We start from the raw sequence: 12516 nt of genomic DNA on the forward strand, positions 1-12516 counted from the left end.
AGAAATTCCTCCGCAATCATCAGCGCGTTAGCCACTTGTCACCGCACGTTCGCGTCGCGGCCAATTGCCTCGCATAACGCAAATTGGTAAAAAATTATTACCAGTTTGCGAAATATCAATTGAAATCTGGTTTTATCTACGTAGTAATTGCGTGGCAGCGTAAAGTTGACCGTTGGTCGGCCCGCGTTCGATCAAGAAAAAAATCGAAAACTCGGAGGAGAATTTAAGACATGGAACGCCGTAAGTTTCTAAAAGGCGCAGCAATTGGTGCTGGCGCAACTGCCCTTGCCACGCCGGCACTGGCGCAAGGTGGCAAGACAATGACGATTGTGTCGACCTGGCCACGCGACTTTCCGGGTCTCGGTGTGTCGGCCCAACGTCTGGCAGCACGTATCGGCGAGCTGTCCGAAGGCGCTCTGAACGTCGAATACTTTGCCGCGGGCGAACGTGTTGGCGCACTGGACGTGTTTGACGAAGTCGCGTCGGGCAACAGCCAAGCCTATATCGGTGCCGACTATTACTGGACCGGTAAGCACCCCGCGCTGGCCTATTTCACCGCTGTTCCCTTCGGTATGTCCTACGCCGAGATCAACGCCTGGATCCTGTATGGTGGCGGCATGGAAATCTGGGACAAGGTTCAGGATCAATTCGGTCTGAAAGGTCTGCCCGCAGGTAACACCGGCACCCAAGCCGGTGGCTGGTTCAACAAGGAAATCGAAAGCGCCGACGACTTCAAAGGTCTGAAAATGCGCATTCCGGGTCTTGGCGGTCAGGTTCTGGCCAAACTGGGCGCGTCGACCGTATCGCTGCCGGGTGGCCAGATTTATGAAAACCTCGTCTCGGGCACCATCGACGCGACCGAGTGGGTTGGCCCCTATAACGACTACTTCATGAAGTTCTATGAAGCCGCCAAATACTATTATACCGGCGGTATGCACGAGCCCGGCGCACAGCTGTCGCTGACCTCGAACAAGTCGTGGTGGTCCAGCCTGTCGGATTGGGAGCGTTCGGTGATCACCGCAGCCGCTCTTGAAGAGAACTCGAACTCGTATTTCGAGGCGATGGCTCTGAACGGTGAATACCTGACCAAACTCGTTGACGAGCAAGGCGTGGAAGTGCGCAGCTTCGACGAGGATACATGGGACGCCATGGGCGAAGCCGCTCAGGAAGTGTTCGAAGAAACCGCAAGCTATGACGCATTGGCCGCCGAAGTGAACGATGCCGTTCAGGCCAAGATGCGCGAAATCGGTCGCGGTATCTCGCTCTTCGAAGGTCAGTTCGTGAACCAGCGTAACCGGATCCTGGATCTGTAAGCAGTTCCATAGACGAACCAAAAAACCAAGGGCGGGGAGGGTTCCCCGTCCTTTTCCAAAGGATCACCCAAAATACTGATCCGACGGCCGTTCGGGAGGCGATATGGCACAAGACAGCACCCATCCAGAGATTCCAAGACACGGTGACCCCGCGATCCTAGCGCGGTTGTTCGGCTGGTGCACGCTGACCATATTGGCGGCGTTCCTGATCAACAACGTGTTGATCGTCGGGTTTGGCTATCCTGGCACACAATCCATCGTAAGCGGTGCAGCACCGGGCGGATGGGTTCACCTTGCGCTGTATGTGACAGCCATCGTCGCGGCTGTGGCCATCGTCCTGCGCGACAAAACAACGTCACTGCGCTGGGATGCGCATCGGGTCCATAACTTTAACGTCTATCTCATCCGTGCCTTGTTTTGGGCGGTGTTCCTGATTGGAATCGCCGACGCGACAATTGCGTTCATGCGAGCCGAGGGATTGATCGAGCCGCTATTGGGGGCCTCAAACGCCAGATTGTTCAGCCGCCCAAGCTGGGTGGGATCTTACGTGCATATTCCGCTGCTTGTCATCGCGTTTGGCATAGCGACCGTGACACGAACACTTGGATTTTTCTGGCTGGCTTTCTTGATCGTGATTGCCGAGCTTCTGATCGTGATCTCGCGCTTCATGTTCAGCTATGAACAAGCCCTGATGGGCGATCTTGTGCGCTATTGGTATGCTGCGCTTTTCCTGTTCTCATCCGCCTATACGCTTTTTGACGAAGGGCATGTGCGCGTTGACGTTCTGTATGCCGGGTTCGGTCGAACAACCCGCGGCATCGTCAACGGGATCGGGACGATCTTGCTGGGAATGTCGACCGCATGGGTCATTCTGGCCGTCGGGTTCGGTGGCAAGCAGTCCATTATCAACGCCCCGGTCAGCAGCTTCGAAATTTCGCAGGCTGGCCCCTTCGGTCTGTATACCAAATACCAGATGGCCGCCTTCATAGGCCTGTTCGCCATCACGATGCTGATCCAGTTCGTCAGCTATTTCTTCGATGCCGTGGCAGATAAACGGGATGAACCCGGCCACCGCGAAATTGCCCAATCTTCCGCGCACTGAGGTCTGACACATGGAACTTTTCTTTCTTTTCCTGCTGATCGTGATCATGGCGGGTGCGCTGGGGTCCGGTTATCCGGTCGCCTTCGCCCTTCCCGGTGCTGCGATCATCACCATCGGTCTTGCGGCTGGCGCTGGTTACATGTTTGCCGGGTCAACCGATGCCTATTTCCACAGCGGTGGCCCGAACCAGTGGCTGTCTGCAGGGGTGACCAACCTCAGAGGGGTTTATTGGGAGGTCGAGCGAGACACGCTGATCGCCATTCCCTTGTTCATCTTCATGGGCATCATGCTGCAACGGTCAAAGATCGCCGAAGACCTGCTGGTGACGATGGCGCAACTGTTTGGCCCCGTGCCGGGCGGTCTGGGCATCTCGGTCGTGTTCGTGGGCGCGCTACTGGCCGCCACGACAGGGATCGTGGGTGCGACCGTGGTCGCAATGGGCCTGATCTCGCTGCCGGCCATGTTGCGTAACAATTACTCACAGTCGCTGGCCACCGGCACGATCGCGGCATCTGGCACATTGGGGCAGATCATCCCGCCGTCGATCGTGTTGATCATTCTGGCCGACCAGTTGGCATCCGCCACCGACCAAGCGGGCACCGCGCGTAAAATCCTGCACAAAGAAGCCACGGGCGAGCTGTCCATGCCGTCCATGTTCGACGTGGTGTCCACTTCGGCGGGCGAGATGTTTCTGGGGGCCTTCATTCCGGGCATCCTGCTTGTTGGGCTGTATATGCTCTACATCCTGTTTTATGCCATTTTGCGCCCGAAACATGCCCCAGCCGTTCATTACGAGGGTGCTTATAACCTCGACTTCCTGAGAAATGTTCTGCTGACGCTGGTGCCACCACTTGCGTTGATCTTCCTTGTTCTTGGGTCGATCATTGCGGGCATCGCAACGGTGAACCAAGCAGGCGCCATCGGTGCCGCGGGCGCCATGATCATGGCCGGGTATCGTCTGCCCAAACCAAGCAGATCGCTTTATTATCCCGCGCTTCTTGCAATCGCCGCCCTGGTCCTTGCCGGGTTCGCTCTTTCCAACTTCGAGATGAATGTGAAAGGCGTGACCGACAGCACCGATCAGCTGGGCATCACATTGGGTGTCATCGCGACCATCATGTTGCTTGTCGCGCTTGGCTGGTCCTGCTGGCGCATCTTCAAGATTGAAGACACGCTGGCGGGCGTCATGCTGGAAACGGCCAAGACAACTTCGCTGGTGTTTATCATCCTTCTGGGTGCCGCCATGCTGACCGCAGCCTTCCGCGCCTTTGGCGGCGAAGAGCTGGTGCGTGAGTTCCTGTTGGGCCTGCCCGGCGGGTTCTGGACCCAGTTCCTGATCGTGATGCTGGTGATCTTCATCCTTGGCTTCTTCCTTGATTTCATCGAGATCGCCGTGGTCGTGGTGCCAATCGTAGCGCCCATTCTGCTGGCCGATCCAGAAGCCAACATCACCGCCGTCTGGCTGGGTGTGATGATTGGTCTGAACATCCAGACCAGCTTCCTGACACCACCGTTCGGATTTGCCCTGTTCTATCTGCGCGGGGTGGCCCCGGCCATCGTCAAAACGGTGCAAATGTATAAGGGCGTAGTTGCCTTCATCCTGTTGCAATTGACGGCGCTGGCGATCGTGGGGTCATATCCTCCGCTGGTGAACTATCTGCCGAACCGGGTCAGTTTCCTGTCTGAAACCAGCCCGCCGCCACGCAACCCCCGGCTTCAAATCTGCCTTGAGGAATATGTGGGGCAGAAGCTGTCGGAAAGCACCGAGATTCAGGACGCGATCGCAACCGCGCGCAACTTCGATCTGGCGGTTCTGCCCGAAGATCTGTCGGACGATTTTACCGACGCGTTGGAGTCTGCGGACACAGCCGTAGCCGAACTTGAGGCCGCGTTCGCTGGCGCAAGCGATGTAGAGGCTGCTGCCGATGACTATCGCCCGCAGTTGCGTCTGGTGCGCGGGATCGAGAAACAGATCCGGAGCGCGAATGGCGAGATCGAAAAACTGCAAACGCGGATCAGTCGGATGCGTGACGAAAGTCAGACCTCGGCACGGACCGCGTTGGAAGGCGACGTTGCCGCTTTGACCTCAGAGGTCGAGCATCTGCGCGAACAAATCCCTGAAAGCTGGAAAGAGGTTCACGAAACGTTCCAGGGTCTGACCAACGCCGAAAACGCGGCGCGGACACGCTATCGCCGGGCCGCCGATGGTGCTTATGAGGACGCGCTGGATGTTCTCGCCGTTCTCGAGGCGACCGAGGCCTTTACCGCGATGGAGCCACAGTTGCGCGACCTGGAGGCAACGATCAACACCACGCCGGAAGCCGATGCGGAAGAGCTGGTCGATGAGCTGTCCAAGGCTTTCGGCAAGATTGACGGCGCGGATGATGTCGAAGACGCCCTGAAAGACGCCGCGAAGGCTCTGAAAGGCAGCAAGCCAGACCGGGCCGAGGCAATGGAAGCCTATAATACAGCCCTGTCCGCATTCGAAGCACAGATCGCATGGCGCGGGCAGGCAGACGCATCTTTGCGCCCCGGTCTGACAAGCTATGTGGACACGATGCGCGGCAGCTTTGGCATCCGCGTTCAGGATCGCTTTACCCGCGAACAAGCCTTGGCCATGGCATCCTGTTCGTCACGCCATCGCGATATATCGTTGAATTTCTAAGCAAGTTCATACACGCGCAAGATGGGGCCGGTGTCTGCACCGGCCCTTTTTCTTTGTGGACAGGGTGGCAATTTCGGCCCGGACATAGGATAAGTGTCGGAAATGCGTGATATACGGTCGGTATAAAACCTTGCGAAATCCGACCATCTGGTGAACCTTGGGGTCGATCCAGAAAACGGGCCGAACAAGGCTCGAACGCTTCACACAGGGAGTCCTCAATGTCCAAAGAACTAGAATATCTGTCAAAACAGTTTGTCGCGCGCAAACTGTCGCGTCGCCATTTCATGGGCCGTGCGGCGGCACTCGGCATGACCGCCGCAGGGGCAAGCACGATGCTGTCGTCAGCCGTTTATGCGCAAGGGCCGGTCAAAGGCGGCACGATCCGTGTCGGCCTTCCGGGCGGTTCGACCACCGACAGTCTTGATCCCGCAACCACAACCAACACGACCGGCACGATGGTCAGCCGCCTGTGGGGCGAGCCGTTGGTAGAGCTCGCACCCCATGGAGGGCTCGAATATAAGCTGGCAGAGGAAGTGACCGCCTCGACAGATGCCAAGGTGTGGACATTCAAGATCCGCTCGGGTGTTCAATTTTCAAATGGTAAAACACTAACTGCCGACGACGTGCTGGCAACGATGGAACGCCATGCGGGGGAAGACACGAAATCTGGCGCACTTGGCATCATGCGCGGCATCACCGGGATGAGCGTCGATGGCGACAAGTTCATCGTTGAACTGGAAACGCCGAACGCCGACCTGCCGTACCTGATGACCGATTATCACCTGATGATCCAACCGGACGGCGGCAAAGAAAACCCCGCAGCCGCGATCGGCACCGGCCCATATATTCTGAAAGACGTGGATATGGGCGTGCGCTTCGTGGCCGAAAAGAACCCCAACTATTGGGGTGATCTGGGCCATGCAGACTCGATCGAGGTGGTGGTGATCAACGACGACACCGCACGCATGGCGGCAATTCAGTCCGGACAGGTCGATTTGGCTGCACGCGTACCGCCACGGACTGCCGATCTTGTGGCCCGCGCACCCAACATCAATGTCTATTCGACACCTGGACCGGGTCATTACGTATTTATCGCCCATTGCAACACCGCTCCGTTTGACAACAACGACCTGCGACTTGCGTTGAAATACGGCATCAATCGCGAAGAGATGGTCGAGAAAATCCTGTTTGGATATGGCTCGATCGGGAATGACACACCAATCAACAGCTCTTACCCACTGTTCACCGAAATGGAACAGCGCACGTTCGATCCCGACAAGGCCAAGTTCCACTTTGACAAATCGGGGCATGATGGAGCGATCCTGCTGCGCACGTCTGACAACAGCTTCCCAGGTGCGCCGGATGCTTCGGCGCTGTTCCAGCAATCGATGGCCACGGCAGGGATCACGCTTGATATCAAGCGCGAGCCGAACGATGGCTATTGGTCCGAGGTCTGGAACGCTCAACCCTTCTGCACCAGCTATTGGAGTGGACGACCAACCCAAGACCAGATGTATTCAACCGCCTATCTGTCGACGGCGGACTGGAACGACACCCGGTTCTTCAACGAGCAATTCGACCAGTTGTTGCTGGCAGCGCGGGGCGAGTTGGACGAGGCCAAACGGACCCAGATGTATGCCGATATGGGCTCACTGGTGCACAATGAAGGCGGTTTGATCTGCCCGATGTTCAATGACTTCATCGACGGAACAACCAATCGCGTCGCAGGCTGGGTCGAGAACCATAAGGGCTTCGACATGATGAACATGTACGCCCCGATGAAGATGTGGGTCGTCGGCTGATATGCCCTTGCTTGTAAAACTGCTGGCCCAACGCATCGCGTTGGGCCTTCTTCTTCTGCTTCTGGTCTCGGCCCTTATCTTTTGGGGAACGAACATCCTGCCGGGCGATGTGGCGCAATCCATTCTGGGTCAGTCCGCCACCCCTGAAGCGTTGGCCAATATCCGCGAAGAACTGGGCCTGAACGAACCTGCAATCAGCCGCTATTTCGACTGGCTGGGCGGGTTGGTGCAAGGCAATCTTGGCACTGCCCTGACCTCGGGTCAGGATATCGCCTCAAGCCTTGGCTCGCGCCTGAAAAACACCTTGTTCCTGGCCTTCTGGGCTGCCGTGGTCGCCGTACCCCTAGCCATCTTCCTGGGCCTTCTGGCGGTGCGCTATCGCGAACGCTGGCCCGACAAGCTGATTTCGGCGGTCACGCTGGCCTCGATTTCCGTCCCCGAATTCCTGATCGGTTATATCCTGATGTATTTCATTGGCGTGAAGCTGGGCTGGGCGCCCACCGTGTCGATGATCCATGACGGCATGACCCTTGGGCAAAAGCTAAGCTCAATCGCGCTGCCTGTTGCCGTGCTGACCATGGTGGTGCTGGCCCATATGATGCGCATGACCCGTGCCGCGATCCTGAACGTGATGCAATCGGCCTATATCGAAACGGCCGAGCTAAAGGGTCTGTCGATGTTCACGATCATCTGGCGCCACGCGTTTCCGAACTCTATCGCACCGATCGTCAATGTGGTGATGTTGAACCTCGCCTATCTGGTTGTGGGTGTTGTGGTGGTCGAGGTCGTGTTCACCTATCCCGGCATGGGCCAGTATCTTGTCGACCACGTCTCGAAACGCGATGTGCCTGTGGTGCAGGCCTGTGGGTTGATCTTCGCAGCGGTCTATATCGGACTGAACATGGTGGCCGATATTGTGTCGATCCTTGCAAACCCAAGGCTGAGGCATCCGAAATGACCAGAATTCCCCCAGCCGCTTTGTTCGGCCTGTTTTTCACCGGCCTCTATTTTTTCATGGCGATCTTCGCGCCATGGATCGCACCCTATACGATGACGGAAGTTGTCGGAGGTGTGTGGGAACCATGGTCCGCAGACCACTGGATCGGCACCGACAATATCGGTCGGGATCTGCTTAGCCGTATGATCTATGGCGGGCGCACAACGATTTTCATTGCCACCGCTGCCACCATTCTCAGCTTTACGATGGGATCCATTCTTGGCTTTACCGCCGCCGTGATCGGCGGATGGATTGATCAGGTGCTCAGCCGGTTTGTCGATCTGGTCATGTCGATCCCAACGCTTATCTTCGCGTTGGTCGTGCTGTCTGTCATGCCGGTAACGCTGCCGATCCTGATCCTTGTCATGGGGCTTCTGGATTCAACGCGCGTCTATCGATTGGCCCGCGCGGTTGCCGTGGACATCAACGTGATGGACTTCGTTGAAGCCGCCAAGCTGCGCGGTGAAGGGCGTGTTTGGATCATCTTTCGGGAAATCCTGCCCAATGCGCTGTCACCGCTGGTCGCAGAGATGGGGCTGCGCTTCATCTTTGCGGTGTTGTTTGTTTCAACCCTTTCGTTCCTTGGGCTGGGCGTTCAGCCACCCAACGCGGACTGGGGCGGTATCGTGAAAGAAAACAAAGACGGTATCGTCTATGGCATCCCGGCCGCCCTTGTGCCCGCCGTTGCCATCGCGACATTGGCGATCTCGGTTAACCTTGTGGCGGACTGGGTGCTGAACCGGACCACCAGCCTGAAAGGAGGCCGGGGATGAGCGACAATCTTGTGGCAGTACGCGACCTCAAGATCGGGGCGCGCGTCTTTCCGCCCGGTGAAAAACCGCATGATATCGAAATTGTGCACGGTGTGTCCTTCGACCTTCAGAAGGGGAAAGTGCTTGGCCTGATTGGTGAAAGCGGCGCGGGCAAATCCACCATCGGCCTTGCCACCATGGCCTATGGTCGTGGCGGGGTCGAGATCACGGGCGGCGAGGTCTGGGTCAACGGACGTGAAATCCTGAACACCAGCTTGCGCGATCTGCGCAAACTGCGCGGGACCGAGGTGACATATGTCTCGCAATCCGCCGCGGCCAGCTTCAACCCGGCCAAGAAGATCATGGATCAGGTTATCGAAGCCTCTGTTCACGCGGGCAAGTTCTCGAAAAAAGACGCCGAGGCACGCGCCGTTGAGCTGTTCACCAAATTGGGGCTTCCCAGCCCTGAAACCATTGGCGATCGCTATCCTCACCAGGTGTCAGGCGGGCAGTTGCAACGCTGCATGACGGCGCTGGCCTTGTGCCCCGAGCCGGATCTTGTGGTGTTCGACGAACCCACCACCGCGCTGGATGTGACCACGCAGATTGACGTCTTGATGGCGATCAAGGACGCGATCCGCGACACGGGTGTTGCCGCGCTTTACATCACGCATGATCTGGCCGTTGTGGCACAGGTGTCAGATGAAATCATGGTGCTGCGAATGGGCGACATGGTCGAACATGGCACCACCGATCAGATCATCAATGCGCCGGTCGAGGATTATACCCGCGATCTGGTCTCGGTCCGATCAAGGGTTCACGAGGGCAAGCCCCCGACCGACAATCCGGTTCTGACGATTGAAAACGTCACGGCACGTTATAAAGGCACCAACTTTGACGTTTTGCACGACGTGTCGATGGAACTGCATGCGGGCCAAACACTTGCGGTGGTCGGTGAAAGTGGTTCGGGGAAATCAACAACCGCGCGCGTTATGACAGGGCTTTTGCCCGCACGGGAAGGGCGGATCGTGTTCGAAGACCGTACGCTGTCTGCGGACCTTGCTGGCCGGTCGCGTGACGAATTGCGCGAGATCCAGATGATCTATCAAATGGCAGATGTCGCGATGAATCCGCGCCAAACCGTTGGCACGATCATCGGGCGTCCATTGGAGTTCTATTTCGGAATGCGCGGCGCCGAGAAGCGCAAACGCATTGAGGAGCTTCTGGACGATATCGAGATGGGCTCCGAGTTCAAGGACCGCTATCCGGCCGAGCTTTCGGGCGGACAGAAACAGCGGGTCTGCATCGCGCGGGCCTTGGCAGCAAAACCCAAGATCATCATCTGTGACGAGGTGACATCTGCGCTCGACCCATTGGTTGCCGAGGATATTCTCAGGCTGTTGCACAACCTTCAGCAGCGGGAAAATGTCGCTTATCTGTTCATCACTCATGATCTGGCCACGGTGCGCGCCATCGCGGATAGCATTGCGGTGATGTATCAGGGTCGCGTTGTCCGTTACGGCACCAAGGCCGACGTTTTGTCACCGCCGTTTGATGACTACACCGATCTTCTGCTCAGCTCGGTTCCGGAAATGCGGCTTGGCTGGCTGGAAGAGGTTGTGAAACACCGCAAAATGGAAAGCGCCGGAAACTGACGGCAGATTTTGGGGCACGCATCATGGATCGCAAGCTGCTTCTGATCATCCTGGACGGTGTGCCGTGGCGCAATTGGCGCAGGTTGTTCGGCAACTTGGAAGGCTGGGTCGACAGCGGCGATGCGCAGCGTTGGAAAGTGCGGTCTGTTCTGCCGTCGACCTCGGCCAGTTGCTATGCGTCGATCCATACGGGCGTGACACCACAGGAACATGGCTGCACAGGCAACAACAACGTGTTCCGACTGGCCCAGCCCGATGTGTTTGGTCAAGTGCGCAAGGCGGGCGGCATAACCGGCGCGGTGACCCACAGCTTCTGGTCCGAGTTCTTCAACCGTGCCCCCTTCGATCTGGTGCGCGACATAGAGTATGACGAGCCGGACAGCCCGACGATCAACCATGGTCGGTTTCACACGATGACAGGCTATGGGCTGATCAACCAAACAACGCCTGCGGATATTGATCTGTTCGCGACGCTGACCATGCTGTGTGAACGGTTCAGGCTGAACTACGGCATCCTGCACACCTGCACATTGGACTGTATGGGCCACAGATTCGGCCATGAATGCCGGGAAATGGACCATGCCTGTTTTCAAGCCGACGAGCAGTTGGCCCTGTTCATCAACCGGTGGCGTGCCAGTGGGTACGAAATTATCGTGACTGCCGACCATGGCCAGACCGACCGTGGCCATCACGGAGGGCGCGAGGAGCTGCAACAGGATGCGGCACTGTATTATTTCGGCCCCGCTACAGGCCCCGATTTCGACGATCGGCTGGACCAGTTGCAAATCGCCCCCACCATCCTGTCACGGCTGGGCGCTTCCATTCCTGACACCATGAAAGCCGAGGTATTCCTGACATGACTTGGGCCATTCCCTGCCCCGCGCAACCGTTCCTGCCAATCGCCGGATCGGATGACCGTTTTCCAGTGCGTCGCATTTACTGCGTCGGCCAGAACTACGCCGCGCATGCGCGCGAAATGGGATCGAATCCCGATCAGGAACCACCCTTCTTTTTCTCAAAGCCTGCAGATGCGCTGGTCGCCGACGGGGCAACGGTTCCTTATCCGCCCGGCACCGACAACCTGCACCACGAGGCCGAGCTTGTGGTCGCCATCGGCACAGGAGGTGCCAACATTGCGCGCGATAAGGCGCTGGATCATGTCTGGGGGTATGCGGTCGGCAACGACCTGACCCGACGCGATGTTCAGGCAGCAGCCAAGAAGATCGGGCGGCCGTGGGACATGGCGAAAGGCTTTGATCACTCGGCCCCTTGTGGGCCGCTTCACCCGGTTTCGTCCACAGGCCATCCGACAAGCGGAGCCATCAGCCTGTCCGTGAATGGCGAACCGCGCCAGTCTTCGAACCTGTCGGACCTGATTTGGCCCGTTGCCGATGTGATCGCCTATCTATCCTCTCTTGTCGCACTAGCCCCCGGCGATCTGATCTTTACCGGCACACCCGAAGGCGTTGGCCCGCTTGTGTCAGGCGATGTGTGCGTGGTGGACATCGAAGGATTGGGCCAGCTGACGACCCGGATTGGGGAGAAGGCGGGTTAACCCGTGATCGACGACAGATGCAGGATCAAACTGTCCCGTGCGCCAAGGATATGGCGTTCGGTCAGGGCAGCAGCCTCATCGGCATCACCACGCTCGCAGGCACTTTGAATCTGCACATGCTCGTCGTTCGCACGCGACATGCCGGCGCTTAACACAAGCTGCGCCCGCAGATAGCGGTCGATCCTGTTCAACGCGCCGTCGATCGCCTCAAGATGATAGGTCAGACCGCTGGCATTATATAATGTCGCGTGAAACTGCCGGTTCAGATCGCCCCATTTCATCGGGTCCGCTTCAGAATGGAACGCCTCGCAATAGCCCCGTGCCCGCGCGAGTATTTCGGGTGTCATTCTTGGCACGGCATGGCGAATGACATGCGGCTCTAACACAGCGCGAAAGTCAAAAATCTCGGACGCCTCAGTCGATGACAAAGACGACACGACCGCCCCCTTATAGCGCTGCGACCGCACCAGCCCATGTTCTTCCAGCCGCAAGATCGCTTCGCGCACAGGAATGCGTGACGTGTTGAACATCTTGGCAATCTCATCCTGCCGCAGCGGCGCGCCTTCCTCGATCTCGCCTTCGATAATTGCTTTCTTCAGCGCATCAAAGATGATCGTCGCGGCGGACGCGGTCTTGGAAATATCGACAGATCTGAGTTGCATCAAAAGCCTCCTT

At 57.7% G+C, this 12516-nt stretch carries 10 protein-coding genes; 9 read left to right on the plus strand and 1 reads right to left on the minus strand.

Annotated elements, in window-relative coordinates; translation table 11 throughout:
- The first annotated feature begins 230 nt into the window (after positions 1-230).
- From J3R80_RS06210 to J3R80_RS06250, 9 genes are all read left to right on the plus strand, one after another.
- Positions 231-1313 (plus strand): TRAP transporter substrate-binding protein, encoded by a 1083-nt coding sequence (locus tag J3R80_RS06210; RefSeq protein ID WP_275392897.1) that lies wholly within the window; start codon positions 231-233, stop codon positions 1311-1313.
- 103 nt (positions 1314-1416) lie between these two features.
- Entirely contained in the window at positions 1417-2415 is a 999-nt protein-coding gene (locus J3R80_RS06215; RefSeq protein ID WP_275392898.1) for a TRAP transporter small permease subunit, read from the plus strand.
- Positions 2416-2425: 10 nt separating this feature from the next.
- Positions 2426-5080: a TRAP transporter large permease subunit gene (locus J3R80_RS06220; RefSeq protein WP_275392899.1), complete on the plus strand. Its 2655-nt coding sequence runs from the start codon at positions 2426-2428 to the stop codon at positions 5078-5080.
- 218 nt (positions 5081-5298) lie between these two features.
- Positions 5299-6882 (plus strand): ABC transporter substrate-binding protein, encoded by a 1584-nt coding sequence (locus J3R80_RS06225; RefSeq protein ID WP_275392900.1) that lies wholly within the window; start codon positions 5299-5301, stop codon positions 6880-6882.
- A 1-nt stretch (position 6883) separates the two neighbouring features.
- Positions 6884-7840 (plus strand): ABC transporter permease, encoded by a 957-nt coding sequence (locus J3R80_RS06230; protein ID WP_275392901.1) that lies wholly within the window; start codon positions 6884-6886, stop codon positions 7838-7840.
- Positions 7837-8652, plus strand: a complete 816-nt coding sequence (locus tag J3R80_RS06235; protein WP_275392902.1) for an ABC transporter permease — start codon at positions 7837-7839, stop codon at positions 8650-8652. Before J3R80_RS06230 ends, J3R80_RS06235 begins: the two co-directional genes overlap by 4 nt.
- The gene (locus J3R80_RS06240; protein WP_275392903.1) at positions 8649-10286 is read left to right on the plus strand and encodes an ABC transporter ATP-binding protein; all 1638 of its coding nucleotides are present in this window, start codon (positions 8649-8651) and stop codon (positions 10284-10286) included. Before J3R80_RS06235 ends, J3R80_RS06240 begins: the two co-directional genes overlap by 4 nt.
- A 23-nt stretch (positions 10287-10309) precedes the next feature.
- Positions 10310-11146, plus strand: a complete 837-nt coding sequence (locus tag J3R80_RS06245) for an alkaline phosphatase family protein (RefSeq protein ID WP_275392904.1) — start codon at positions 10310-10312, stop codon at positions 11144-11146.
- Positions 11143-11841 carry a fumarylacetoacetate hydrolase family protein gene (locus J3R80_RS06250; protein WP_275392905.1) on the plus strand — a complete coding sequence of 233 codons (699 nt, stop codon included), beginning with the start codon at positions 11143-11145 and terminating at the stop codon, positions 11839-11841. Before J3R80_RS06245 ends, J3R80_RS06250 begins: the two co-directional genes overlap by 4 nt.
- On the opposite strand, the gene J3R80_RS06255 is transcribed toward J3R80_RS06250, so the two are convergent.
- The gene (locus tag J3R80_RS06255) at positions 11838-12503 is read right to left on the minus strand and encodes a GntR family transcriptional regulator (RefSeq protein ID WP_275392906.1); all 666 of its coding nucleotides are present in this window, start codon (positions 12501-12503) and stop codon (positions 11838-11840) included. The genes J3R80_RS06250 and J3R80_RS06255 overlap by 4 nt on opposite strands.
- Between the last annotated feature and the right edge of the window lie 13 nt (positions 12504-12516).

The organism is Aliiroseovarius sp. Z3, assembly GCF_029105185.1.
Lineage (GTDB): Bacteria > Pseudomonadota > Alphaproteobacteria > Rhodobacterales > Rhodobacteraceae > Aliiroseovarius.